The organism is Pedobacter sp. W3I1, assembly GCF_030816015.1.
In the GTDB taxonomy this organism is placed as follows: Bacteria; Bacteroidota; Bacteroidia; order Sphingobacteriales; family Sphingobacteriaceae; genus Pedobacter.
On record NZ_JAUSXN010000001.1, the window covers coordinates 3,272,239 to 3,298,635 of the forward strand.

Genomic DNA, 26,397 nt, shown 5'->3' on the forward strand with positions numbered 1-26,397 from the left:
TAATTATTTATAATTAGTCTAAATAAATGAAGATATATTTATCAGTTGTCTTATTGCTTTGTGGATTTATTACTGTGGCTCAAGAAATTAAAGTGGATACTGCAAAGGCAAATGATTTAAAAGATGTAGTGATTACGGGGCAATATGGTACGCAGACTTTGAGGAATTCGGTATACAATGTAAAAACAATAAGTGCAGAGCGGATTAAGTTAAGGGCAGCAACTAATGTGCAGCAGGTTTTAAATACCGAACTCGGCTTTCGCTTTAGTAACGATTTAACCTTAGGTACAACTGATGTTTCTTTAATGGGGATGACAGGCAGAAATATTAAAATTTTACTTGATGGCGTACCGATGGTTGACCGATCAGACGCCCGTGAAAGTTTAAATCAGATTGACATTAACACCATTGAAAGGATAGAAATTGTTGAAGGTCCGATGTCTGTTGTGTATGGTACCGATGCTTTGGCCGGTGTAATTAATATTATAACCAAAAATCCTGGAAAACAATTGTTAAGTGTTAATGCACGAGTACAGGAAGAAAGCGCTGGAAAAGAATATAACCTACTCAACGGTGCGGGGCAGCATAACCAGAATCTAAGTGTTAGCTGGCAGCAAAAAGGCTGGAGTGTTTTACTTGGTGTATCGCATAACGATTTTGGTGGCTGGAATATGGCTCCGAAAACAGCATTTTTAGAAGAATTTAATAATTATAAAAATCAATGGAAGCCTAAGGAGCAATGGCTTGGTAATACTAAAATTGGCTATAGAAATCAAAACTTTAGTATGTGGTACCGCTTAGATGGACTAAACGAAGACATCGATTCCCGTTTTGGAATAAATCCCTCAAGTTTTGAAGGGAAACTGTCCACTTATACCACCAAACGTTATGCGCAACAACTGCAGTCTGAATGGAGGATAAATCATAAATTACAGGTCACAGCTATAGGAGGTTATACTGATCTGCAACGATCAACCCATACTGTTATCCATAATTTTACGAACAATACAGAACGCTTAAGTGACGATAAGGGCGAACAAGATATAGCAAAATTCAACTCAGCTATTTTTAGGTCGACTGCAATTTATGTGCTAAATAAGTCAGTTTCATTTCAGCCTGGTATCGAATACAATAGAGATGCTGCTAGCGGACAAAGAATTAATGGATCACCTGTAATTAATGATTACGCAGCATTTATTTCTGCCGAGATTAAACCAGCAGAAGGCATAAACTTTAGACCTGGATTAAGATTTATCAAAAATTCGATTTACGATGCCCCTCCAGTTATCCCTTCTTTAAATACTAAATTTGCCTTGACTAAAGATTTAGATTTTCGCCTGGCCTACGCCAGAGGTTTCCGTTCTCCTGCCTTGAGGGAGTTATATTACGATTTTGTAGATGCGAGTCATAACATTTTGGGCAATCCCAATTTAAAAGCAGAAGAATCGAACAGTTTTAATGCTTCTTTGGCCTGGGCAGGCATACACGCAAAAGATCTGCAGTTCCGTTCTACCCTATCCGGTTTCTATAATTTGTTTAAAAACAGGATTAATTTTGCTCAATCTCCTACAGATAACACCATAACCTCACTATTTAATGTAGATAAATACAAAACGACTGGTGGAACTTTAGAAAACACATTGATCTATAAAAATCTTCAGGCTACACTAGGGGTATCGTATATAGGCCGATACAATGATTTAAGAATGAGCAATCCAGACATGGAAACTCCTGAATTTGCCTGGGCTGCAGAGGTAAACTCTAATATAATTTATACACTCCCGAAAATAAACGGCAGTATCAGCTTGTTCTATAAATATACCGGGAGCCTGCCAAGTTATAAACTTACTGTAGAAAATGATCCCAGCTCCGTGAAACTGACGAAAATCGGTGATTTCCATACCGCTGATTTAATGCTCAGCAAAAATCTGTTTAAATCTTTAACCATTAATGCAGGTATAAAAAACCTCTTTGATGTTACCCAACTGAGTAATACCTCAACCGCTACTGGAGGAGCACACAGCACAGGCGGCGATGTTCCATATAGTTATGGCCGATCGTATGTGCTTGGGCTAGCCTATAACTGGAATAAACTTTAACAATAAACAACATAATTAAAACAAGATGAATAAACTGAACTCAATGATCGCTGTCGCTTTTTTGGCGGTAACCTTTACGGCTTGTAAAAAAGATACAGATGAACCTATTTTTGTTGCTCCACCTTCTGATGGAAGTACTTTAACACTTAATGGCAAAACAGCAGAATCAAACTTTACAAATATTGTTTATGTTGATTTTAGCGCTGACAAACAATCTTCTGCGGAGAGAAAGAGTTTTAATATCGGGTTAACTTCTGATGGTAAATTCAGAGTTATACTTAATGCTTCCTATCAAACTACGGCAACGGCAACATCAAAAACCGATATTAATGCTGTTACACTGGCAGACCCAGGAACAACAGTTAATTTAAATCATGATATCATGGATCCGCTTACTGTGTCGTTAGTTGATTATTGGGATGGAAATATCACTAAAACAGCTTTTGCTGAAGTAAGTGCTACCGAAGCTGAAAACAAAGTTTATTTATTAAGCTACGAAGGAAATAAGGATAAAGATAAGTGGTTTAAATTAAAAGTTACACGTAATGGTTCTGGCTACAAAATTCAATATGCCCGGCTAAACGAAACTGTCATAAAAACTTTAGATGTACCTAAAAGTGCTGATTATAATCAGGTTTTTGTTTCATTAGAAAACAATAAAATTGTTCAGGCCGAACCCGCAAAAAGCGCATGGGATATTTCATGGAGTTATAATACGTTCAACTCTGGTTTAGGATCACCTTATTGGGTTCAGGATTTTGTTTCAATCAATAACTTAGGCGGTGTAAGTGCGGCAATGGTATCTAAAAAAGATGCTTATGCAACATTTACAGAAGCTGATTTAGCTGGTCTTACTTTCCTATCTACAAAAGATGTAATTGGAACAACCTGGAGAACTTCGCCTAGTCAGGCCGGTACGGGCGGTGCAGTTAAAGGTGATCTTTGCTATATTATTAAAGATGCTACTGGTAATTATTATAAATTGAAATTCAACAGTTACATTTCTGGTGATGGCGGTGAACGTGGTAAACCAGTAATAGAATATAAATTGGTAAAAAAAGGGATAATGTAAGTTAAGGCTGCTCTCGAAAAAATATGTTTTGTTAGTTGGATATAGGCTCTCCGCGATGGGGAGCTTTATCTTTTTATAGGGATTATTAATTTAAGGGCGTCATGCTGAATTTAATTCAGCATCTATATGGGTAGCTCGTTAAGATCCTGAAACAAGTTCAGGAAGACGATTGGTGGCTTCGTGAAACTTTGAAAGTCTAAATGGTATGGCTCTATCAGACTTCATAAGTCAATTTTGCCTAAACGCAAAAAGGGCCCTGGCATACCAGAACCCTTTTTGTTTCTTACTCGCGAAATATTATTTTCCAGAGTTTTTCTTGTCAGTTACTTCTGCACGGATTTCTTGTGCTAAAACTTTAAGATCTTGCATTGCTTTACGCACACGAGTACCAGCAGCTGCATTGCCAGCATTATAAAATTTTTCTACATCTGCTTCAATAGCAGCAACAGCAGCTTTAACTTTTGAGAATTTTTCCATCGCTAATTGATGTTTTTAAGGTTTAAAAAATTTATTTTTTCAATAATACATATTTACCTTGAATTAACAACAGAAAGCAAATATTTATTTGAAAGAAGTTTTGCACATTTACACAATCAAAAAAATGCCCTGGCACTATTATAGAGGTATTTTTTCAGATTTTGGACCCAAAATCTGGTAACTTAATTCAGTTGCTTCGATAAGTTGATCAGGTTATTGAAGGTTAAGTTGGCGCTATTTATACAGCGTTTATAATCTGCCTCTGCAACGGTCTGGTTTATTACAGAAACAAATATTTTCCATTTTGAGCTCAGCTCATCGCCATAAACACCGTAATAATTTATGCCACCTTCGTGATCCTTAAAATTTGGATTGGCTAAAATATGCCTTTTAATTACGTTTCCGCCCAATGTAGCCCCTTCTAATACATACAACGCACCTAAAACTTCGGCTGTATTTTTTTCTGGAACAAACAATTCGAAATCTAAACCAGGCAATGTTAAACTGTCTATATTCCAATAATTTAAGTCTTGTTCTAAAGCAGTGAGCTTTAACCTACTTTTCATTTCCAATTGCTCAGCAATATCTGTATCTAACATATTGGCGAGCGTATTCTCTAATTTCTGGTGAATGATATAATTAATGGTTAACAGCTTTTTATACTGATCGATGCTTAAAGAATTGTTCATAATCTCATTAACAAACATTAAGGATTCTAATGCTTTATGGTTTTCTGCTGTTTCAGCTCTCAATAAATTGGCAATCATATAGGGATGTTTAATTCTTAAAAAGAAAAGATTCGGATTAATACCCGAATCTCTCCATGTGGATTTATAAAGTTTTAATTTAACCTAAGATGTTGGTTAAACCAAAAATCGTGTACCGAATGTACGCATTTAACCAGGTTCTCGTAACCATCGGGTTTGGTAAGGTAAGCGTTGGCGCCAAATTCTATTGATGCTTTAACATCATCAGGATGATCTGACGTAGAGAACAAGATTACCGGTGTCGTTTTGAGATAAGGAATATCCCGTATAAATTTTAAGAGATCTAATCCTGATAAGCCTGGCAAATTAAAATCCAGCAATATTAATTTAGGCTTGGTTTTACTTTCAGCAAAATTTTGAAGTTTTTGTAACGCTTCTGTACCATCTTCAACAATAGTCAAATTCAGCGTATCCTTAACCTCTTGTACAGCACTTTGCATAAAAAATGCATAGTCTACATCATCCTCCACATAAAATATATCTGGTGTTTTCATTTTATCTGTTTTTAAAAGCTACAAAAAAAGTCGATCCTACATTTAACTTACTCTCAAACCAAACCCGGCCCTTGTGTTTTTCTACAACCCTTTTTACAATCGCTAGTCCCACTCCTGTTCCTTCTATATCTTTAACATTATCCATACGTTTAAAAAGCTCAAAAACCCTGTCGTAATAACGGTTGTCAATTCCTATACCATTATCTTTAACGGCATAAATGATTTCCGCTCCATCTATATACGCAGAAATCTCAATTTTAGGTTTCTCTACCATGGCTGAGTATTTTACTGCATTACCAACCAAATTGTTAAAAACCTGTGCAATCATGGTCTTATCTCCTTTGATAGGTAGTAGTTGTCCCAAAACTAGTTCGGTACGATCGGCTTTAAAGGCAGACCACACTTCGCTTTTTATTTCTTTTAATAATGATTCGATATCAACGGTTTCAAAATTTATCTCAGAACGCCCAACTCTTGCTAAATTTAGAATCTCTTTAATTAAGAAATTCATTTTATCTGCGCCTGTTAAAATCCTGTTGAGCATTTTCCTGCCATTTTCATCAATGCTCATATTCCTAAGCATAAGCTCGGCATAAGTTTTTATTGAGGTTAACGGAGTTCTTAAATCGTGCGAAATGGTATAGCTAAAAGTATCTAATTCCTCATAAGCGGCCTGTAGCTTTTCATTAAGTAACCTAATTTCGTTAGCCTTTTTATTGATATCGGTAATAATAATTTCGCGTATCCTTAAAACCGAGGCGATTTCTTCAGCCATCCATTTTTCAGATGTATTATTAACTACCTGCGACCAGATTTCGAAAGATTTACGTGGAGATAGGCTCTGCAAACCATTTTCTGATGGAACTACAGGTTTTTCTGGATTTCCAGCCCAATTTACAGTAGTAAAAATTTCGGGTTTAAACCAGATGATCATTTCGCCCATCTCTTTATTTAATATACAAGAAAGAATTCCTGAGGCTATTGACTTGTATATTTTAGCTGGAGAATGGATTTCAGATAATCGATGGGTATAATAGATGGATTCATCATTGTTCGTTTTTAACCATTCAGCAAGTTCTTTTATTTCTTCTTCTGATGGCACATTTCCAATGGTTTTAAGTTCATTTTCAAAAATGATGGCTACACCCGAAGCTTTGGTTGCATCTAAAATAGTTCTTTTGTGGGTAGTTATGGCCTCTATTAAATACTTATCGCGGTTTAAGTGTTCTAAAAGGACATTGGCGGTACTTTTAAATTGCTCGATAACCTCTGCATCTTCTTCTTCCTGCCTATATTCTAATGCTGAAGAAAGGATCTGCCCGATTAATTTAGCGCCTTCTCTGGCTTTATAATCTATAAACTTTGGACTATAGTTGTGACAGGCAATTAAACCCCATAATTCGCCATGAGAGATTAAGGAAATACTAAAACTCGAATGAACACCCATATTTTTCAAATATTGAATATGTATGGGTGATACTGCGCGTAAACCACCGTTGGTTAAATCAAGTGCTTCGTTTTCTTTAAAAGTAAGAATAGGCGAATCGGATATGTTTACATCAGCAATTAACCTGGTTAAATTTAGTTTATAAAGATCTCTGGCCTGTTTAGGAATATCTGATGCGGGATAATGTAATCCAAAAAATGGTTCTAAATCTGCCTCTTTTTCTTCTGCCACAACTTCGCCGTGACCATCATCTAAAAATTTATAGATCATAATCCGATCGTAATTGATCAGCTTTTTAACTTCTTGCGCAGCACCTTTTAACAAAGCCGAAATACTTTTACCTTGAAGCATAGATGAGGCAGAGCGACCAATAGAACTTTGAATGTCGAATTGTAAGGTTACTGGCTCAAACTCTAATAGCCAGTCGCTTTTTGATGAAGAAATAATCAAATAAAAAGAAAGGCCATTAATTTCAACAGGATGGGGACTGATGGCATCAAAGCTTTTACGGATAATACCCAGCTTAAGCAGGTCTTCAATATCAAAGGCTGGATTTTGTTGTTTAATAAACTGATTTAAGACCGAAAGTTGCTTGTTTAATAAGTTTCTGGCTTGTTCCATTAAAAAATCTCCGGCATTTTCACTAATGTAGGTAATGGACAAGCTGTTCTTATCAACTGCTACAAGAAAACCATGTGATTGAATTTTACCAGGAATATGAATGGGTTCTTTATCGCAATTGGTAAGATCTGCAGAAAATTTAGTCATATATATTTGATGTTGCAGTGAATTAATTTCACGTCACAAATTAACAAATATTAAGCCTGTTTTTAGAATGACTCTAATTTGGTAAATTCGGATTTGAGATTTATTTTTTATTATATATTTGTTTGAATTTTTAAAATCATCCCAACTTTGGCAAAGAAAAGTATTTTGGTTATTGAAGATAACCATGCAATCCTAGATGTTATAACCCTTATTTTAGAAAGCGAAGCTTTTAATGTTGATGGATTAAACAAAGGTGCTGATTTTATTAACCATGTCCAGAAATTCAATCCAGACGTGATTATCATGGATATTATGCTGCCTGACGTTGATGGAAGGGTACTTTTAAAAGAACTAAAAGATACTGCGACTACACAGCATATTCCCGTTCTAATGATTTCTGCCCGTTATAATGCTAACAACTACGCATTAGATGGAATAGAAGCAGATGATTTTATGGCTAAGCCTTTTAACATCGACGAATTGATGGATAAAATTTATGCACTACTGAGAAAATAGTTTTTTATTCAGGCATTCCAGGTAATTTTATTCCCCCAAGTTTTAGGTTTTTCATCAATACCTCCAAAAAAGAAAGTTTAGTATCTGTAAAACCATGCGCATTAACCCAAACATTTAAACTTGCTTTAAACCCGCTATCTTCTAAAGCAGACACACCTATTCTTCGTTCTGGTGTTATTAAACAAGATTTAAATTCATCGACCGTTTTATTGAAAATTGAAACAATTTTTTCGTAATCGATACCATAACTAAATTTCATTTCTATATCCAATCGCCTAATACCTTCCCTACTGATATTGATAATCACTTCATTTGATAATTTACTATTTGGAATAACTACCGTTCTGTTATCAAATGTTTTAACAATGGTATAGAATATTTGGATCGATGTTACCGTTCCTTCCATACTTTGGGCAATAATATTATCGCCTACTACAAAAGGTTTCAGCAGTAAAATTAATACACCGCTGGCAAAATTTTGCAGGGTACCTGATAAAGCCAAGCCAGCCGCAACGCCGATACCACCAATCAATACGGTTAAAAAAGTAAGCTGAATGCCAATAACCTGCATTACCGTAAGTGCCAATAAAATTCTTAGGGTAATCAGCATCAAGCTGGTTAGAAATGGTCGTAATGATGGATTTACATCTTTTCGGTGCATGCCGCCCTGCATCCATTTTCCTAATACTTTAATCAGCCATAACCCTAAAATAAGCAGTACCACACCTAAAATTACAGATGGTCCTTTATCGATTATCCAATCGTAGGCTTTATTATAAAAGTGATTGATATTACTGGCATCAGTCTTCATAAATTAAGGATTCTTCTTATAATGATTACGGTTTTTTATGTTTAACGGGAGTGTCTTTAGTTACATTTACTTTTTTGGCATCTTTGGCTGATGTTACTTTATCATCAGCACCCTTAGCTTTTGCATTTTTCGGTGCAGTAGCCTTGCTACTTTCTGCCGCTGTTTTAGAATTTTTCATACGTGTTTTTAATAATTAGTCTTCAGTATTTAGCCATGCTTTTGCATCTTCTATCTCTTCCGGTTTAAAGCCTTTAGATTTACCTGGCGTAGCTACTGTGAAAATATCAGTAAACCACTCCACTCCTTTTTCGGCACTTACTACGGCAATTTTTTTCCATTTGGTAAAATGCTGTAAGCCAGCTTTAACATCCTCTACCCATGCTCCAGCTGTGAAATTTTTTACGTCGGTTTCTAAGACAAGTAGATACCTGATTTCCTTAAATCGCTCAGCGGTTCTTTTCAAGCCGGTTAATAAAACGCTCTTTACATCGTCATTCGTCACTTCCCCAGTAGCTCTTACACCAAAAATATGATCTGGTAGTCCTGTTATTTCTGTTAGCATAAAATTTCGTTTAGTTAAGAACACACTAATTCGCCAAGATGTTTGCTATTTAAATAAATTCTGAAATTGTGTAGCGGCAAAAACACTATCTTACCTATACTGTTATAGAAACAATATTTATATAAAACGATCCTATGAAAACCAACTTGTTAAAACCTCTTACTCTTGTTTGTGGGCTGGCTGTTTTGCTTTCTGCCTGTACGGGCGGAACAAAAACGACTACCGTTACCGATTCGACTATAACTGATTCTACGGTAATGGCTGCATTAAAACCTGCAGGACCAGCGCCCGAATGGGGAAAAACAATAAAGCCGGAAATGCAGGTAGTTATCGAAAAATTAAGTAGTTATGGAGATAAGCCTATAGAGACTTTAAGTGCTGCTGATGCGCGTAAGAATCATACGCCAACAGATGCCGTGATGGATTTGGTAAAACAAAACAACATCACTGTACCAGCTGCTAAGCTAGATACCATGGGTAAAGATATTGATGTAAGCGGAGGTAAAATCCATCTACGCATTTATACGCCCAAAGAAGGAAACGGACCTTATCCACTCATTGTTTACTATCATGGTGGCGGTTTTGTGCTTGCCAATTTAGCTGTTTATCATGCATCTGCACAGGCTTTGGCCGAGCAGGTAGGTGCAATTGTAGTTTCAGTAGCCTACCGCTTAGCACCCGAAAATAAGTTTCCTACAGCGCATAACGATGCTTTTACAGCTTACGAATGGGCAGTAAAAAATGCGGTTGATTTAAAGGCAGATCCGGCTAAGATTGCAGTTGTTGGCGAAAGTGCAGGTGGTAATTTAGCGGCAAACGTGTCCATTATGGCCAGAGACAAACACATTATGCTTCCTGTGCACCAAGTTTTGATCTATCCTATCGCTCAGGCAGATATGAATACTGAATCATATAAAATGTATGAAAATGCAAAACCATTAAACAAAGCAATGATGAGCTGGTTTACGGAAAAATACTTAAACACTATGATTGAAGCGCAGGACCCTAAAATATCACTGGTTAATGCCAATTTAAAAGGGCTCCCAGCCACAACCATTATAACGGCCGAAATAGATCCTTTACACGATGATGGTGTAATGCTGGCTGATAAAATGAAAGCTGCCGGGGTAAAAGTTGACAGTAAAAATTATGAGGGCGTGACACATGAATTCTTTGGTATGGCGCTGCTTGTGCCAGAAGCAAAAGCGGCACAGGCTTATGTAGCGAATCAATTGAAAGCTGCTTTTAAATAAGCGTTTTTAACCACAGATGGACACAGATAAACACGGATCTTGGTATCTGTGTCCATCCTTTATATCTGTGGTTAAATTATTTTTTGAATTTGCCTAACTACTACATTGCCTCAAGCCCCAAATGTATTTCTGGTTGTAGTACAAACCCTAAACCCTTTACGCTAACCTCTAAACCTAACTATGCCCCTTTCTTCGAACCCAAACTCTGCATCAATTGATCATACAAATCATCGCTTGAAGCTTTTTGAGGTTTCATCTTTTTAACCGTTGCTCGTTTTCCTTTAGCTTTTGCTTTGATAATCTTTAATAATTCACTGCTGTAATCATCTTTAAAGGCACTTAAATCGAATTTTGAACTATATTGTTTAATCAAAGCTAAACCAACATCCATTTCCTTTTTGGTGATGGTAATATCATCAACCTTATTAATTTCTGATAAGCTCCTGATTTCCTGTTCAAATCTGATTTTTGTAATTACAATTACCTGTTCCATCGGATGGATTACACAAAGATTTTCTGTGTTTCTTAATACGAACCTGGCTATGCCAGCCTTACCCGATTTCTCTAATGCCTTTAGCAATAATCCATAAGCTTTTTTACCCTGCTTTTCAGGCTCGGTATAATAAGAAGTTTCGTAATAAATAGGATTAATATCTTTTATATCAACAAAATTCTCCAGTTCAATAATTTTAGTTTTTTCAGGTGCAGCCTCTTCAAAATCGTGTTTATCTAAAATAACGTACCTGTCTTTTAAAAAATAGCCTTTAACTATTTTTTCATAAGGCACCTCTTTATGGCTATTTTCATTCACTCTTATAAATTTAATCTTGGCATGATCACGTTCATCGAGCATATCTAAATCGAGGTTACTATTCTGGACACCGGAAAACAACTTAACCGGGATGTTTACCAAACCAAATCCAATCGAACCTTTCCATATTGATCTCATAGCTAAATATTTACTTACTAACAAGTGTCTAAATCAGATTGTTTTGGCTTTATTAAGCGTAAATTGAGGAAATTACAAACTATTTAGATAATACAATGTTATTTAAGTATCAAACCTATTTGAATACATATGAAAATAGCCTATATTTCAACTTATCCTCCTCGTGAATGCGGTTTAGCTACATTTAATCAGAATTTGGTTAATGCCTTAACTTTAAATCCTGCTTATAATTCACAGAAAAGTTTTGTAATTGCCTTAAATGAATCAGACGATGTTAATGAACATCATTATCCAAACGAAGTAAAATTCGTTATCCGTCAACAAAATCAACAGGATTATATCGAAGCCGCTGATTTTATCAATAACAGTGACGTAGATACCTGCATTATTGAGCATGAATTTGGCATATATGGCGGTAATAGTGGTGTATTTTTACTATCGTTAATTAATAGGTTAAAAAAGCCATTCATTACCATTTTACATACCGTTTTAAAAGAGCCAAATTTTATGCAGCAAACCATTATAAAGGAGATTGCGCTTAAATCGGCTAAATTAGTGGTGATGAGCAAAAAGGCTGTTATGTTTTTAACCAGTGTATATCAAATTCCGAAAGCATCTATTAAACTGATAGAACATGGTGTGCCGGATTTGGAGCCTGTGATAAATAATGAAATTGCGCAGAGCGAATTATTCAGAGGTAAAAAAGTGCTTTTTACATTTGGCTTAATTAGTAGAAACAAAGGTTTAGAAACCGTAATTAAAGCTCTACCCGACATCGTAGCGCAACATCCTGATGTTTTATACGTGATATTAGGCAATACCCATCCTGGCGTAGTAAAACATAATGGTGAAGAATATCGCGACAGTTTGAAAGCATTGGCGAAAGATTTAGGCGTTGAAAATAATATTGCTTTCGTTAATAAATTTGTATCTGAAGAAGAGTTGCATCAGTATTTAACGGCCTGTTATTTATACATCACGCCTTATTTAAATGAAGCCCAGATCACCAGCGGAACTTTATCATATGCCATTGGTGCAGGTGCCGCAGTTGTTTCTACCCCATATTGGCATGCACAAGAGCTTTTAGCCGATAACAGAGGCAAATTATTTGATTTTAAAAATGATGCGCAACTGGCCAGCATTATTAATGAACTTTTAAGTGATAACGATAAATATCAAAAACTGAAGCAAAATGCTTATGAGTATGGCTTAAATCTCCGTTGGCCGGCTATCGGAAGTGTTTATCTTAAAGTGTTAAATGAGGCGTTATCAGCAAAAACCAAAGCCGAACGGACTATCCCACCGATAATCGATGTAGAAGGTATGCCTGCGCTTAGTTTAAATCATATTTCGTTACTAACTGATGATACAGGAATTATACAACATGCCCGTTTTGGCATTCCAAACCTGAAGGAAGGCTATTGTATTGATGATAATGCCAGGGCATTAATTATGGCGTTAATGGCTGTGGAACAGGATAAAAACCCTAAAGCTTTAAAACTCATGCCTGTTTATTTAAGCTTTATTCAATATATGCAAACCGATGATGGTAATTTCAGGAATTTTTTGAGTTTTAACAGACAATATTTAGATGAAGTAGGGTCTGAAGATTCATTTGGCAGAACCATTTGGGCATTGGGATATTTAGTTTGTAGGGCGCCAAATAACTCATATCGTGAATTTGGAAGGGAATTGTTCTCACATTCTGTAAAACACTTTAAAAAATTAAAATATTTACGGGGAAGAGCAAATACCATTATTGGATTATCTTATTATCTGTGTACCCAGCCAGGAGATGAATTGATTACCAATGAAATTAATACGTTAGCCAGTTCATTGGTGGCTTCTTATAAAGAAAATAAAGAGGGCGACTGGCATTGGTTTGAAGATATTCTAACCTATGACAATGCAATTTTACCTTTGGCTTTACTTCATCATTATGAGGCTACAGGGAACAGAGAATCGTACAAGATTGCAATGGAAAGTATCGAATTTTTGAATGGTTTCTCATTCGAAAACGGATATTTAAATCCTGTCGGAAATGCCGGATGGATGAAAAAACATGGTAAAAATCCAATTTACGATCAACAGGCTATAGAAACGATGGCGATGGTTTTATTGTATGCAAAAACCTTCGAGATTACTAAAGATGATAAATATTTGAATTTAATGCATATTAGTTATATGTGGTTTTTGGGCAAAAACAGCCTGCATATTCCTTTATACGATTTTGAAACCCATGGTTGTGCGGATGGATTGCAGTTTAACAGCGTAAACAGAAATCAAGGTGCAGAAAGTACATTGGCTTATTTTATTTCGCATTTAGCTATCTTGAAAGCTGCAGAAGCAGAATATGAAACTTTGTCTTCTCCCTTAATGGAGGCAGATAAATGTAGCTAGAAGTTTAATTTGTCTTGGAAACATTAAGGCTGGCTCAGAAATGAACCAGCCTTTTTTATGCAGTGTTAATTGACTAATTTTACTAGATGGCCGTCACCCTGACCTGTAGCGCAGCGGAAAGCTACGAAGTAAATTTATTTCAGGGTCTATCTACCCTTTTATTGCAGATGCTAAAATAAGTTCAGCAGGACGATCGAGCAGATAAACCTCTAATTATTCTCGAGCAATTTAGCCAGTAACAATTCCAGATTTACAGTTGCAAACGAAGAACTGTAATCAGATAAACCATAAGGAATAATTAATTCGCCGTTACTGATAATCGATCCGCAGGAATATACCACATTGGGCACATAACCTTCACGTTCATCATTGTTAGGAATAATTAACGGTTCTTTTAAATGGCCTATTTCTATACTTGGGTCTTCAAGATCCAATAAACTTACTCCAATACAGTACCTACGCATTGGCCCCACCCCATGTGTAATTACAATCCATCCTTTTTCTGTTTCTATCGGAGAACCACAATTGCCAATCTGTACCAGCTCCCAATCGTAGCGCGGTTGTTTTAAAAGAACCGGGTTTTCCCAAACATTAACTTTATCAGAAAACATCAGATAATTATTCCAGCCATCTATCCGGCTCATCATCACATATTTTCCTTTAATTTTTCGTGGGAATAGCGCCAGGTTCTTATTCTGTGCACCATCGCCATAAAGTGGAATCACTTTAAACTCATAAAAATCTTCAGTTTGTACTAATTTTGGAATAATTAAAGAACCATCAAATGCGGTATAAGTGGCGTAGTATAATATTTTACCATCGTCTTTAATAAATTTCACAAAACGTGCGTCTTCAATCCCTTTACGTTCAAATTCTGAAATTGGAAAGATTACACGATCAGAAATGTCAGTATCTTTTGAAAAAGTTATGGTATGGTAAGTGTCTGATAGCCAAAGTATTTTATCGTACTCGATTAGCCGAGTTGGATTTTCTTTATATAAACTTTTAGAATCTTTAATGATATTACTTAAGCTGGTGTATTCAAATTTATCATCGAGTTTTAATTCAATTTCTTCTAATACAGAAGGATCTATTTGTGCATAAGCGGCTTTTTTTAGAAATAATTTTTTAACGTAAATGGCATTCTTTACCACCTCAGCCTCATCAACATAATTTCCAACAGGTAAAACCTGGATATTATTGTCTTTATCAATTAAAGCACGCCGAAAAACAATTGAAGAAATATGCCCCTCACCTACAGCCCTGAAGCTGATAATTACCCGCTTTTCACCCTCTACTAAATCAGTTTGATCGGGATCATCAACAATACTCGGATTAAAAAAAGCGGCCGATTCTATGGAGTATTCATGTGTAAAATATGCACCAATCAGCAATCTGGTATATTCATCAATATCTTCGAATTCTGTGCCTAATACCGCGAATTGTTTTTTTAATTTTTTACAGTGCCGGGTTAAAATCTTGGTAATATTCCGGTGTCTTTTCGAATATTCCTGTAATATGGGCGATATCAGCGAAAACACTTTTTCATCTGAAAACTCTAAAACCTTCTTAATTACTTCTAATGCTCTCTCCTCTCCGTTAAAAAAAAAACGTGCAATAACTCTTTTGGTATCCGGGTTAACCTTAACAGGTTTACGTTCTATGTATAATCTCATTATTTAAGCTGTTTTTGATAGTAATTTAACGCTTTTCGTCTTATGTCCTTTAACTTTAAATTAACGAAATTTACGACTTAATTGTTTATATATTTACAGTATTTACACATAATTTTTATCTTTAGTTATTCACATTTATATATTTAATTAACCTTAAATGCATTACGAAAAAGCAGATAACATGATTCCATCAGATGAAACCTTGCGTTTAGGAAAATTAAAATACGATGAAATTTTAAGCACACCTGCAGAAAGTGCTTTTGATCAGATTGCACAATTGGCAGCTGAAATATTTGATGTTCCGAATGCAGGTATCGGTTTTCAGACAGATGGGAATATGTTTATGAAAGCTCAGGTGGGATCATCGATTGGGTTACCCCTAAAAAATGATGCATTTGCTTTTTTTGCTTCAACTCCAATCCTCTCGCCTGAGGGTGATGAACTTGGTCTGATTTACGTTGCCGATACTAAATTTAAATCAGCCGAAGAGCAGCAGCTAAAAATGTTACAGCGTTTAGCCAATATGGTAATGGAAAAATTAGCGTCTAGAATGGCAATTAGAAGAACTTTAAGGGCCTACGATGATCGTTTACATGTACTTATTCATGATCTTAAAAACCCGATGACGACCATTTCACTTCAATCTGAATTACTAGGACGCATTCCGGGTATTGAGGACAAGGCTTCATTAATTGCTGGTAAGATTAATGCACAATCGAAAAAAATGATTGATAACCTGAATGACATTTTAAGTGCTGCCCGAAAAGAAGCTAACTCCTTTAAGCCAAAAAAAGATAAAGTAGATTTAAAAGAAATATTAGAACAGGTAAAACTAGGACTCAATTTATCTCTTAAGCGTAAAAACCAAACCGTTTTAATTGATATTAAGGAGCCTGTTGAAATTTTTGCTGACCCTGATAAACTAGTGATAGTTTTTAGTGAGTTGATTAATAATGCCATTAAGTTTTCATCGATAGGAAAAGAGATTTACATCACCAATCAAATGGCTGAGAACGAGGTTACTATTGCGATAAAAGACAATGGCGTGGGCTTAACTGAAGAAGATTTGGGTAAAGTTTTTATGAAATTCGCTCAGCTGAGTTCGGTAAGTACAAATCAGGAAAATACCTATGGATTAGGGCTGATTACTGCCAATGCACTGGTTGATATCCATAAAGGGAAGTTATGGGTTGAAAGTGATGGAAAAGATTTGGGTACAACTTTTTATGTAACGTTACCCATTAAATAGGTTTAAATCTGATAAATCACTGAGTTTCATTTCTTCGAGTAAAATCCTCTCTGGTATGGCGTTTCTATGATACGACCATTTTATTAGTCTTATAAAACCGTTATCAATTTCGATACCAGTTATATCGCCATCACTAAAACAACAGCATCCACTATTAAAGTAACCAGGCTTGTATTTGCCGAAGCGTGGTGCTTTATCTCCTTCTTTTATCCGTTTATGAAGTTCTGTGTTTAAAAAAGCAAGCTCACTGGCATTCTTTTCCTTTTTGGCTTTGTTTAATTTTATATAAATCCGCTCCAAATGCGTTAAAGATGCGAAAACGGGCTGATGCGTGTGCCCGGTAATTAAGGCTATGTTCTTTTTTGTAGTTACCCAATTGTACATCAGTGCATTATGGGCTGTTTTAAGCTGGTTATCGTAGGCGGGTGTATTGGGGTTAATTTGAAGGTACGACTGTAGTGGTGCCCAGATGGTACTTACAAACCATTTGCTGAACCAGTTTCCATCACTTTGTAAATCGCCCTGATGTCCGTGGGTTAGGAAAATATCAAGTTTACTTTCTCCCACCGGCATCCTTAATATGGCCCCTTCGTAAATACGGATTTTAGTTCCGTAAATTCTATTGAGGTTAAATCCGGCTAAAGGATCATTATCCCAATATAAATCATGGTTACCAAATATCTTAGTGAAATGGTTTTTCGAAATAAAAGCTTTTTCTGCTTCGAAAGTATCCTTATTGTGTTTAATTACAGTTTCCAGCAAATTCTCCCAAAGTTCCTCGCTATCTCCCAGATTTATATAATGGAAATCTTGTTGGTCGTAGTATTCGAGTGCTTTTAGGTAATTCTTTTCGGCTAACGTAAAATCATCGGCATAATCGCGGGCACCTTTATGCTGATCTGATAAAATGATAAATTTATCTGTATCTGCAACTTCAAAAATAAGCCCTCGTTTGCCAGGTGCTGCATTGATGTTTTTGTAAAGTTTATTTAAAGCAGCGTGGATACGTTTACGGTTGGGCCTTGAACCAAATTTATTCGACATGCGAATGATCCAGGCACTGAGTAAACGTTGTAAGAATTTTCGCATGTATAAATGAGCCTTAGCTAAGTATTATAGTTTCTTAAAATAACAAAAAATATCATGAATCGTTTTGTTTCATCGTAACTGTCATTTCTGAGGGATAATTTATTGTATAAAAATTAATATAATGACATGATATTTAAGGAGATAAATCTCAATAGATTATCGTCATTGCGAGAAGGCTTTTTCAGCCGACGAAGCAATCTTTATAGCAGGATCACTAGTAGGAAAGATTGCTTCGTCGTTCCTCCTCGCAATGACGACCCCTCTATAGAAATCTGTCAATGGTAGAATTAATTATTTCATAAAAATCATTATAATTAACGTTTTAGCTTTTAGGTTTCGGAAATATGTCGGATGAAGCAATCTTATAGCAAACAGAAAAGATTGCTTTCCCGAAAATTCGGGATTCCTCCTAGCAATGATGACTGATTTCTAAATCTGTCATTCGCTAGGGATTTGTTCATTTTATTCCGAATGGGAAATAAAAGTATTCAATTAAATTTTTTTTACTAAATTTGTTAGTATTGAAAAGATCAGGAAGCGCAGATTTACCCTTACATTACGGCCATGTACCACCATGGTTGGCGCAGCGTATGGCTACACTTGGTTTAGCGATAACAGAAGCTATACTATTAGAATACGGTAAAGCAGAAGTAATACGTCGTTTAAGCAGTCCTTTTTGGTTTCAAAGCTTAGGTGCGGTAATGGGTATGGATTGGCATTCTTCAGGAATTACCACATCGGTGATGGGGGCTTTGAAGAAATCGATTAATCCGTTATCAAAAGAGTTGGGAATTTACATTTGTGGAGGCAAAGGAAAACACAGCAGAGAAACTCCAAATGAACTTTTAAAAATTGCTGATCAAACTGGGTTAAATGGAACAGAATTGGTTCGGGCTAGTAAACTTAGTGCAAAGGTAGACAATACTGCCATTCAAGATGGATTTCAATTATACCTTCATAGTTTTATTTTAAGCAACGAAGGCGATTGGGCAGTGGTGCAACAAGGCATGAGCGATAGCAGCTCAACAGCGCGAAGATACCACTGGCATTCTGAAAACTTAAAATCTTTTGTCGAAGAACCGCATACGGGTATTTGTGGTATTAATCAAGGCAAGATACTGAACCTAACGGCTAATGAGGCTGATCAGACAAGGCAGAGCATGATGAGTATTACAGCTGAATCGCCAACGCGGATGCTTAGTGAAATACAAAAGCTGGTATTACCCAATCATCATGACGTAAAATCAAAAGATGTAGATTTAAAACGTTTAGGAAGTATTTTGTGGCTGGCACAAGAAAAGCAACCGAGAGATTTTGAGGAATTATTATTGCTCGAAGGCATGGGCCCAAGAACCTTACAATCAATGGCTTTAGTGAGTGAGGTAATTTATGGTACGCCTTCCCGATTTACTGATCCTGCCCGTTATTCCTTTGCACATGGCGGCAAAGATGGGCATCCCTTCCCGGTTCCGGTAAATGTTTATGATGAAACGATAAGTGTTTTGCAAAAAGCAATTGAAAAAGCGAAGATTGGAAATACCGATAAGCAACAAGCAATAAAATCGCTACATCAAATTGCCCGTAATGCAGAAAAAGACTTTGTTCCGAATATGGATTTTGAAAAGGTGATTCAAAAAGAACGTGCTGAAAGCTGGAAATATGGTGGCAGAACCGTTTTTGGGAAAGAGAAACCACCGAGAGACGAGCAGTTGAAGTTGTTTTAAGTAGGATTTGTTTTGCCACGGCAATACGGGACGCTCTAAATCTATTTCCAGATTTGTCATTCTGAGGAGTAATTTATTATATAAAATCATATAGATGACAAGATTTTAAGGAAGTGAATAGCGTCGGGGGTATCGTCATTTCGACCGTAGTGGAGAAATCTTTGAACTATGTTAAAAGATTTCTCCATTTCTCTTCGCTTCAGTCGAAATGACGACCTTTCTTACGAGATTTGTTAACGATAGCATAGTCGAAAGGATCTTCAAAGACCATTTTTTCTCACGACATTAATAAATCTGTGTTCATCCTATTTATCCGTGGTTAACCAACTCTGTGTTCTCAGCGTTTCCGTGGCAAAAAAATAATTGTAGTTGGTATAATCTTAACAAATTGTTTGGTGAGCCACCAAACACGGATTTAACGCCATAAACAAAAAAGGTCGTGGTTTGCACCACGACCCTAAAAATATAGAATTTAAAACCTACTAAGCGTATGCAACTGCATCTTTCGATGCCAGTTTAGTTGTTCCCATTAAGTATTCGTCTACCTTACGGGCAGCTTCTCTACCTTCTGAAATGGCCCAAACTACTAATGATTGTCCGCGGCGAACATCACCTGCGGCAAAAATCTTAGCAATATTGGTTTGGTACGTGTGTTCAGATGCTTTTACGTTTCCGCGGTTATCTAACTCCACGCCCAATTTCTCAATTAAACCTTCTTTTTGAGGATGTAAGAAACCCATTGCTAAAAGTACCAACTCACATGGAAGATCTCTTTCGGTACCAGCCACTTCTTTAAAAGTAACCGGACGTCCGTTTGCATCAATCTCCCATTCTACATCAACTACTTTTAATGCTTTAAGATTCCCTTTTTCATCAGCAATAAAGTTTTTCGTATTTACCGACCAAGCCCTTTGTGCACCTTCCTCGTGAGAAGAAGTATTTTTTAGCAACATTGGATAATTTGGCCAAGGCATATGCTCGTTACGGGTCTGTGGCGGCATCGGCATAATTTCGAACTGCGTAACTGATTTTGCACCATGACGGTTAGATGTACCGATACAGTCAGATCCGGTATCACCACCACCAATTACGATTACATTTTTACCGGTAGCCATAATATCTTCTGCTTCAACAGCTCTGCTCGCTACACGTTTATTTTGTTGCTTTAAGAAATCCATTGCAAAATGCACCCCTTTAGCCGAACGGCCATCAATTGGTAAATCGCGTGGAATAGTTGAACCACCAGCCAATACAATCGCATTGAAATCGCGCAACAAAGTGCCTATTTCAACATTTTCGCCTACATTGGCATTACATTTAAAGATGATACCTTCTTCTTTCATTAAATCGATACGGCGGTCCACTACATTTTTCTGTAGTTTAAAATCAGGAATACCATACCTCAATAAACCACCTGGAGCATCATCACGTTCGAAAACTGTAACTTCGTGTCCAACTTTATTTAACTGAGCAGCAGCTGCTAAGCCCGCAGGACCTGAACCAATTACAGCAACTTTTTTACCAGTTCTGATTAATGGTGCTTTTGCTTTGATAAATCCTTTTTCGAAAGCAATTTCGATAATGTGTTTTTCAATTTCCTCGATAGAAACCGGCGGGCGGTTAATGCCTAACACACATGCTGATTCGCATGGTGCAGGGCAAATTCTACCCGTAAATTCAGGGAAATTATTGGTGCTTAATAAAATATTGGCAGCTAGTTCCCATTTAGCCTGATAAACAGCGTCGTTAAATTCTGGTATCACATTACCCAGCGGGCAACCTGATTGACAGAAAGGTACGCCGCAATCCATACAACGGGCAGCTTGATTATTTAATTCTTTTGAAGGTAATTCGTTTAAAAATTCCCCATAGTGTTTTACACGTGTTGCAGCCTCTTCTCTGGTGGGCGCAACTCTATCGTATTCTTGAAATCCTGTTACTTTTCCCATGGCCTAGTGTGTTTTTACTTGTTGATTACGTTTGCTTAAAACTGCTTTGTATTCTTTAGGGAATACTTTTACAAAATGAGCAGATTGAGTTTTCCAGTCGCTTAAGATAAACTCAGCTACTCTGCTATCCGTTAAGCGGATATGCGTTTTAAGTAAGGCTAAAATACGCTCTTCATCTTCAGCTTGCAGCGGATCTAAATCAACCATTTCTTTGTTGCACTTACGTGCAAAAGTTCCATTGGCATCATAAACCCAGGCTACACCACCACTCATACCAGCAGCGAAATTGCTTCCGGTATCACCAAGAATTAACACTTCACCACCTGTCATGTATTCACAACCGTGATCGCCTACTCCTTCAACAACAGCTGTTGCACCAGAGTTGCGTACTGCGAAACGCTCACCTGCTTTACCACGGGCAAATAACTCACCAGAAGTTGCGCCATAAAGGGCAACGTTACCGATAATGATATTTTGCTCAGGGACAAAGGTTGAGTTGGAGAAAGGATAAATAGCCAGTCTAGCGCCTGATAATCCTTTACCCACGTAATCGTTCGCTTCACCTTCCAGTGATAATGTTACCCCACGGGTATTGAAAGCGCCGAAACTCTGTCCGGCAGAACCTACAAACTTAAAGTTGATCGTATCTGGAGGTAAACCAGCTCCTAAATGAACTTTCGATATTTCATTCGATAACATGGTACCTAGTGCACGGTCGGTATTTTTCACATTGAAGCTGGCAAAAACCGGTTCGTTATGATCAATGGCAGGTTGTGCTGCGGCAATTAACTGATGATCTAAAACATGATCTAAACCATGGTCCTGTCCTTCTGTATTAAATAAAGGCAAACCATTTTCTTCCGCTTTATATAATACAGCTGATAAATCAAGGTGTTTCAATTTCCAGTCTTCGGCTGGCAATTCGCGTACTTTTAAAATATCAGCCTGGCCTATCATTTCGTGGATGGTTCTGAAACCTAATTCAGCCATAATCTCACGTAATTCTTCAGCAAGGAAATAAAATAAGTTCACCACATGATCTGCATCACCAGTAAAGAGTTTTCTTAATTCCGGATCTTGTGTTGCAACACCAACCGGACAAGTATTTAAGTGGCATTTACGCATCATAATACATCCCGAAGTTACCAGGGCTGCTGTAGCAACACCCCATTCTTCGGCACCTAATAATGCTGCAATAGCGATATCTCTACCAGTTTTAAGCTGTCCATCTGTTTGTAACACGATACGGTTACGCAGTTTGTTTTTAACCAAAGTTTGGTGTGCTTCTGCTAAACCTAACTCCCATGGTAAACCAGCGTGTTGGATAGATGTTAAAGGAGATGCTCCCGTTCCACCATCAAAACCAGACACTAAAATTACATCGGCATGTGCTTTGGCAACACCGGCTGCAATAGTACCCACACCAGCTTTAGAAACCAATTTCACATTGATCCTGGCGGCACGGTTAGCATTTTTTAAATCGAAAATTAACTGTGCTAAATCTTCGATCGAATAAATATCGTGGTGAGGCGGAGGAGAAATTAAACCAACCCCTGGTGTAGAGTGACGAACTTTTGCAATCCAATCATCTACTTTGTGTCCGGGTAACTGACCACCTTCTCCTGGTTTAGCACCCTGAGCCATTTTAATCTGTAACTCATCCGCATTGGTTAAATAATAACTCGTTACACCAAAACGTGCAGAGGCCACTTGTTTAATCGCTGAACGCATGCTATCACCATTTGGCAATTTAGTATAACGCATTTCATCTTCACCACCCTCTCCGGTATTGCTCTTTCCACCGATACGGTTCATGGCAATAGCTAAAGTAGAGTGTGCCTCGTGAGAAATTGAACCAAACGACATTGCACCAGTAGCAAATCTTTTTAAGATTGCCTCGGTAGGTTCTACCTCATTTAAAGGTACTGATGGGCGGATATAGTTAAATTCGAACAATCCACGGATGGTGTAAGCCTGTTGTGTTTGCTCATTCACCAACTTAGAGTATTGTTTGAAAATATTGTAATCGTTTTTACGTGTTGCATTTTGCAACAAGTGAATGGTTTGCGGATTAAACAAATGCGCTTCACCTTTACGACGGAATTTATAAGTTCCACCTGCCGGCAGCAAGTTTTCGGTCAGTGTTAGCGGACCAAAACTGCGGTGATGTTTGATTAAAGTTTCTTTTGCAATTTCATCCAGGCCTAAGCCGCCAATACGTGAAACAGCTCCGGTGAAGTAAGTGTTCACTACTTGTTTGTTTAAACCTAAAATTTCGAAAATCTGCGCACCCTGGTATGACTGCAAGGTAGAGATTCCCATTTTAGAGAAAATTTTAAGTAAACCGCTATTTACCGCGTAGATATAATTTTTAGTCAGCTGTTCTGCTGATAAACCCGATTCTTCTTTAAACTCATTAATGGTTTCTAAAGCCAGGTAAGGGTTTATTGCTGTAACGCCAAAACCTAATAAAGTGGCGAAATGATGTACTTCCCAGATATCACCAGCCTCTATCACAATACCAACAGCACCACGGTATCCTTTGCGGATTAAGTGATGGTGTACAGCAGAAACGGCCAATAAAGAAGGCATTGCCGCATGCTCAGAGTCAATAGCCCTATCGGTTAATACAATTACCTGGAAACCATCTTCAACCGCATCAACGGCATAACGGCACAAACGGTCTAAGGCTTTTGCCATAGCGCCTGGCTTGCCATCAGCTCTGAAATAAGTTTGTAATGTTTTCGCCTGGAAAACACCTGTATCAATACTTCTTAATTTCTCTAATTCCTGATTGGTTAAGATAGGATGTTTAATGGCGACACAGTGTGCCTGTTTTGGCGTTTCTTCTAACAAGTTGCCCATGCTCCCCATAAAACTGGCCAAACTCATCACTACTTTCTCCCTGATCGGATCAATTGGCGGGTTGGTTACCTGTGCAAATAACTGCTTAAAATAAGATGATAAGTGCTGAGGACGTTTTGATAAAATAGCTAATGGCGTATCAGTACCCATTGAACCAATTGGTTCTTTTCCTTCAATTGCCATTGGCTTGAGCAAAAGATCTACATCTTCCCTGCTGTAACCAAAAACCTGTTGATATTTAAAAATAGATTCAGTAGATAAGCCAGTAAACATTACACGTGGCTCTGGTAATTCCTCTAAACGGATCTGATATTGATTAATCCAATCGGCATAAGGGCTTTTACCACACACTTCTTCTTTTATTTCGTTATCGCTGATAATTCTGCCTTGCTCCATATCAACAACGAACATTTTACCAGGCGTTAAACGGCCTTTTTCGATTACTGTACTTTGATCGATGGCTAATGCACCAGCCTCTGAACCCATAATAACACGGTCATCAGAAGTAATGGCATAACGGGAAGGACGAAGACCGTTACGATCTAAAGTAGCACCAATTAATTTACCATCGGTAAAAGCAATCGCTGCAGGTCCATCCCATGGTTCCATCAAAGTCGCATGGAATTCGTAGAATGCCCTTTTAACAGGATCCATATCTTCGTTACCATCCCATGCCTCTGGCACCAACATCATTAATACATGAGGCAGGGTTCTTCCAGCGTGAAGTAACAATTCAATAACATTATCTAAACAGCCTGAATCTGAATTGGTTTCATCAATAACAGGCAGTAACATATCCAGTTCTTCAGGTGTAAAGTAAGCAGAAGCAAAAGACTTAACGCCTGCTCTAAACCAGTTTAAATTTCCTTGCAAGGTGTTAATCTCACCATTATGTGCAATAAAGCGGAATGGTTGGGCTAACCGCCATGAAGGGAAAGTATTGGTAGCAAAACGGGAGTGAACTAAACCTAAAGCAGAAACCATGCGCTTATCGGTAAGATCGGTAAAATAGGTACGGACCTGTAATGAAGTAAGCTGACCTTTATATATAATGGTTTGCGCTGAAAGCGAAACAATATAAAAATCTTTACCACCGTGAACGGTGTTTACGATCAGTTTAATCAGGTAGTTTTTAAAAATATAAAGTTTACGTTCGAAATCTGCGCCTGGCGCTACCGCATACGGACGGGCAATAAATACCTGCTCAATTTCTGGTTCAACAGAAAGGGCCATATTGCCAATATCTGTTGTATCAACATCAACTTTTCTAAAACCTAGAATTTCCAGGCCTAGTTTTTCGGCGGCACGGTAAATCAATTCTCTGCACTCTTCTCTTGATCTGATATCCTTTGGCATAAATAACATACCTACACCATAATTATTGGTTTCAGGCAGGCTAAAGCCAGCTTTTAAACATTCGTCATAAAAAAATTCGTGAGGAATCTGAATCATAATACCTGCACCATCGCCTGTATTTGGTTCTGCTCCACATGCCCCTCTATGATCTAGATTCTCTAAAATAGTAAGTGCATCAGAGATGATTTGATGCGATTTTCGCCCTTTCACATGTGCAACGAACCCAATACCGCAGGCATCGTGTTCAAATTGCGCATCGTACAATCCACTGTTTGGTTCCATTCTTTGCTCGTTAGTTGTTAGTGTATAGGAAACACTAAGATACGAAAAACAAATTTTAAATTACAGAGTTGACACGCTTTTTAGAAAAATTTTAGTCCTTAAGTAATTTAAAGCATTTTAATTAAAAAAATGATAATAATAGCGATAAATATTTATCAAATTTATAATGGTAATATTATACAATAAATTCACTTTTTCCGCTAAAATCCAGCCTAAAACGTTTTATTTATTGATTTATTTATGAATATTTTATTTATATATAAATATTGTGCTCGAAATATTGCTCATCTTGTATTTCCTTCTATTATCTAAAAATACACATTTTAATTTTATTAATTTATTAATCAGCCACATAGCCTAAAAGAGAAAAAAAAATACAAAAATGCATTTCGCGGAACAACTTCTTTTTCTACCTTTGTGGCCGGGCAAGTCTTTTACGACCAGCTCCCTTTGAACTCCCCCAGGGTGGGAACACAGCAAGGGTAGAAGGTTGTAGCGGTGCGATAGAAGGTGCTTGCCCTTTTTTTCTTTTCCCTTAATCCCCTGAAGGGGGAATTAAATTCTTCAGGGTTCAATCATAGAAACTCAAATA

The 26,397-nt window shown here is 37.1% G+C and carries 19 protein-coding genes and 1 other RNA gene; 8 read left to right on the forward strand and 12 right to left on the reverse strand.

Annotation, left to right across the window (positions count from 1 at the left end; all coding sequences use genetic code 11):
• Positions 1-26: 26 nt before the first annotated feature.
• Both QF042_RS13705 and QF042_RS13710 read left to right on the forward strand, forming a co-directional pair.
• Positions 27-2,099, forward strand: a complete 2,073-nt coding sequence (locus QF042_RS13705; protein WP_307529261.1) for a TonB-dependent siderophore receptor — start codon at positions 27-29, stop codon at positions 2,097-2,099.
• A 25-nt stretch (positions 2,100-2,124) separates the two neighbouring features.
• Positions 2,125-3,171, forward strand: a complete 1,047-nt coding sequence (locus QF042_RS13710) for an HmuY family protein (protein ID WP_307529263.1) — start codon at positions 2,125-2,127, stop codon at positions 3,169-3,171.
• Between the two features lie 297 nt (positions 3,172-3,468).
• Here the strand turns inward: QF042_RS13710 and QF042_RS13715 are convergent, their stop codons facing one another.
• The 4 genes from QF042_RS13715 to QF042_RS13730 all read right to left on the reverse strand — a co-directional run bounded on the left by QF042_RS13715 (position 3,469) and on the right by QF042_RS13730 (position 7,124).
• A complete protein-coding gene (locus QF042_RS13715; RefSeq protein WP_010602585.1) occupies positions 3,469-3,648 on the reverse strand; it encodes a hypothetical protein in 180 nt (59 codons plus the stop codon).
• 182 nt (positions 3,649-3,830) lie between these two features.
• Positions 3,831-4,415 (reverse strand): biliverdin-producing heme oxygenase, encoded by a 585-nt coding sequence (locus QF042_RS13720; protein ID WP_307529266.1) that lies wholly within the window; start codon positions 4,413-4,415, stop codon positions 3,831-3,833.
• A 74-nt stretch (positions 4,416-4,489) separates the two neighbouring features.
• Positions 4,490-4,909, reverse strand: coding sequence for a response regulator (locus QF042_RS13725; RefSeq protein WP_307529268.1), 420 nt, complete (start codon positions 4,907-4,909; stop codon positions 4,490-4,492).
• Position 4,910: 1 nt separating this feature from the next.
• Positions 4,911-7,124, reverse strand: coding sequence for an ATP-binding protein (locus QF042_RS13730; RefSeq protein ID WP_307529270.1), 2,214 nt, complete (start codon positions 7,122-7,124; stop codon positions 4,911-4,913).
• A gap of 147 nt (positions 7,125-7,271) precedes the next feature.
• Here QF042_RS13730 and QF042_RS13735 point away from each other — a divergent pair, with 147 nt between their 5' ends.
• Positions 7,272-7,640, forward strand: coding sequence for a response regulator transcription factor (locus QF042_RS13735; RefSeq protein WP_307529272.1), 369 nt, complete (start codon positions 7,272-7,274; stop codon positions 7,638-7,640).
• A 4-nt stretch (positions 7,641-7,644) separates the two neighbouring features.
• Here the strand turns inward: QF042_RS13735 and QF042_RS13740 are convergent, their stop codons facing one another.
• Genes QF042_RS13740 through QF042_RS13750 form a run of 3 tightly spaced genes read right to left on the reverse strand, consistent with a single transcriptional unit; the run spans position 7,645 to position 9,013 of the window.
• Positions 7,645-8,451: a mechanosensitive ion channel family protein gene (locus QF042_RS13740; RefSeq protein WP_307529275.1), complete on the reverse strand. Its 807-nt coding sequence runs from the start codon at positions 8,449-8,451 to the stop codon at positions 7,645-7,647.
• Positions 8,452-8,476: 25 nt separating this feature from the next.
• A complete protein-coding gene (locus tag QF042_RS13745; protein ID WP_307529277.1) occupies positions 8,477-8,629 on the reverse strand; it encodes a hypothetical protein in 153 nt (50 codons plus the stop codon).
• 15 nt (positions 8,630-8,644) lie between these two features.
• Positions 8,645-9,013: an STAS/SEC14 domain-containing protein gene (locus QF042_RS13750; protein ID WP_307529279.1), complete on the reverse strand. Its 369-nt coding sequence runs from the start codon at positions 9,011-9,013 to the stop codon at positions 8,645-8,647.
• Between the two features lie 134 nt (positions 9,014-9,147).
• Here QF042_RS13750 and QF042_RS13755 point away from each other — a divergent pair, with 134 nt between their 5' ends.
• The gene (locus QF042_RS13755) at positions 9,148-10,266 is read left to right on the forward strand and encodes an alpha/beta hydrolase (RefSeq protein WP_307529281.1); all 1,119 of its coding nucleotides are present in this window, start codon (positions 9,148-9,150) and stop codon (positions 10,264-10,266) included.
• 178 nt (positions 10,267-10,444) lie between these two features.
• Here QF042_RS13755 and QF042_RS13760 read toward each other — a convergent pair whose 3' ends face one another.
• A complete protein-coding gene (locus QF042_RS13760) occupies positions 10,445-11,215 on the reverse strand; it encodes a Ku protein (RefSeq protein WP_307529284.1) in 771 nt (256 codons plus the stop codon).
• A 129-nt stretch (positions 11,216-11,344) separates the two neighbouring features.
• Between QF042_RS13760 and QF042_RS13765 the strand changes: the two genes are divergently transcribed.
• Positions 11,345-13,615 (forward strand): glycosyltransferase family 4 protein, encoded by a 2,271-nt coding sequence (locus QF042_RS13765; protein WP_307529286.1) that lies wholly within the window; start codon positions 11,345-11,347, stop codon positions 13,613-13,615.
• 209 nt (positions 13,616-13,824) lie between these two features.
• On the opposite strand, the gene QF042_RS13770 is transcribed toward QF042_RS13765, so the two are convergent.
• A complete protein-coding gene (locus QF042_RS13770) occupies positions 13,825-15,291 on the reverse strand; it encodes a glycoside hydrolase family 130 protein (RefSeq protein ID WP_307529287.1) in 1,467 nt (488 codons plus the stop codon).
• Between the two features lie 157 nt (positions 15,292-15,448).
• Between QF042_RS13770 and QF042_RS13775 the strand changes: the two genes are divergently transcribed.
• Complete coding sequence (locus QF042_RS13775) at positions 15,449-16,540, forward strand: sensor histidine kinase KdpD (RefSeq protein WP_307529289.1); 1,092 nt, start codon at positions 15,449-15,451, stop codon at positions 16,538-16,540.
• Here the strand turns inward: QF042_RS13775 and QF042_RS13780 are convergent.
• Positions 16,526-17,629 (reverse strand): metallophosphoesterase, encoded by a 1,104-nt coding sequence (locus QF042_RS13780; protein ID WP_307529290.1) that lies wholly within the window; start codon positions 17,627-17,629, stop codon positions 16,526-16,528. The genes QF042_RS13775 and QF042_RS13780 overlap by 15 nt on opposite strands.
• A 521-nt stretch (positions 17,630-18,150) precedes the next feature.
• Between QF042_RS13780 and QF042_RS13785 the strand changes: the two genes are divergently transcribed.
• Positions 18,151-19,353, forward strand: coding sequence for a DUF763 domain-containing protein (locus tag QF042_RS13785; protein ID WP_307529292.1), 1,203 nt, complete (start codon positions 18,151-18,153; stop codon positions 19,351-19,353).
• Between the two features lie 482 nt (positions 19,354-19,835).
• On the opposite strand, the gene QF042_RS13790 is transcribed toward QF042_RS13785, so the two are convergent.
• Positions 19,836-21,302 carry a glutamate synthase subunit beta gene (locus tag QF042_RS13790; protein ID WP_307529294.1) on the reverse strand — a complete coding sequence of 489 codons (1,467 nt, stop codon included), beginning with the start codon at positions 21,300-21,302 and terminating at the stop codon, positions 19,836-19,838.
• A gap of 3 nt (positions 21,303-21,305) precedes the next feature.
• Entirely contained in the window at positions 21,306-25,805 is a 4,500-nt protein-coding gene (gene gltB / locus QF042_RS13795) for a glutamate synthase large subunit (protein WP_307529296.1), read from the reverse strand.
• A 423-nt stretch (positions 25,806-26,228) separates the two neighbouring features.
• Between gltB and ffs the strand changes: the two genes are divergently transcribed.
• An RNA gene (gene ffs / locus QF042_RS13800) (signal recognition particle sRNA small type) lies at positions 26,229-26,328 on the forward strand.
• Positions 26,329-26,397 lie beyond the last annotated feature (69 nt).

Excerpts from the sequence above, each read along its gene's own strand:
- QF042_RS13750 (WP_307529279.1), bottom strand. The coding sequence starts at position 9,013 with ATGCTAACAGAAATAACAGGACTACCAGATCATATTTTTGGTGTAAGA.
- gltB (WP_307529296.1), bottom strand. The coding sequence starts at position 25,805 with ATGGAACCAAACAGTGGATTGTACGATGCGCAATTTGAACACGATGCC.
- QF042_RS13705 (WP_307529261.1), top strand. The coding sequence starts at position 27 with ATGAAGATATATTTATCAGTTGTCTTATTGCTTTGTGGATTTATTACT.
- QF042_RS13770 (WP_307529287.1), bottom strand. The coding sequence starts at position 15,291 with ATGAGATTATACATAGAACGTAAACCTGTTAAGGTTAACCCGGATACC.
- QF042_RS13725 (WP_307529268.1), bottom strand. The coding sequence starts at position 4,909 with ATGAAAACACCAGATATATTTTATGTGGAGGATGATGTAGACTATGCA.
- QF042_RS13790 (WP_307529294.1), bottom strand. The coding sequence starts at position 21,302 with ATGGGAAAAGTAACAGGATTTCAAGAATACGATAGAGTTGCGCCCACC.
- QF042_RS13730 (WP_307529270.1), bottom strand. The coding sequence starts at position 7,124 with ATGACTAAATTTTCTGCAGATCTTACCAATTGCGATAAAGAACCCATT.
- QF042_RS13760 (WP_307529284.1), bottom strand. The coding sequence starts at position 11,215 with ATGAGATCAATATGGAAAGGTTCGATTGGATTTGGTTTGGTAAACATC.
- QF042_RS13740 (WP_307529275.1), bottom strand. The coding sequence starts at position 8,451 with ATGAAGACTGATGCCAGTAATATCAATCACTTTTATAATAAAGCCTAC.
- QF042_RS13780 (WP_307529290.1), bottom strand. The coding sequence starts at position 17,629 with ATGCGAAAATTCTTACAACGTTTACTCAGTGCCTGGATCATTCGCATG.
- QF042_RS13755 (WP_307529281.1), top strand. The coding sequence starts at position 9,148 with ATGAAAACCAACTTGTTAAAACCTCTTACTCTTGTTTGTGGGCTGGCT.
- QF042_RS13710 (WP_307529263.1), top strand. The coding sequence starts at position 2,125 with ATGAATAAACTGAACTCAATGATCGCTGTCGCTTTTTTGGCGGTAACC.
- QF042_RS13715 (WP_010602585.1), bottom strand. The coding sequence starts at position 3,648 with ATGGAAAAATTCTCAAAAGTTAAAGCTGCTGTTGCTGCTATTGAAGCA.
- QF042_RS13765 (WP_307529286.1), top strand. The coding sequence starts at position 11,345 with ATGAAAATAGCCTATATTTCAACTTATCCTCCTCGTGAATGCGGTTTA.
- QF042_RS13775 (WP_307529289.1), top strand. The coding sequence starts at position 15,449 with ATGCATTACGAAAAAGCAGATAACATGATTCCATCAGATGAAACCTTG.
- QF042_RS13745 (WP_307529277.1), bottom strand. The coding sequence starts at position 8,629 with ATGAAAAATTCTAAAACAGCGGCAGAAAGTAGCAAGGCTACTGCACCG.
- QF042_RS13720 (WP_307529266.1), bottom strand. The coding sequence starts at position 4,415 with ATGATTGCCAATTTATTGAGAGCTGAAACAGCAGAAAACCATAAAGCA.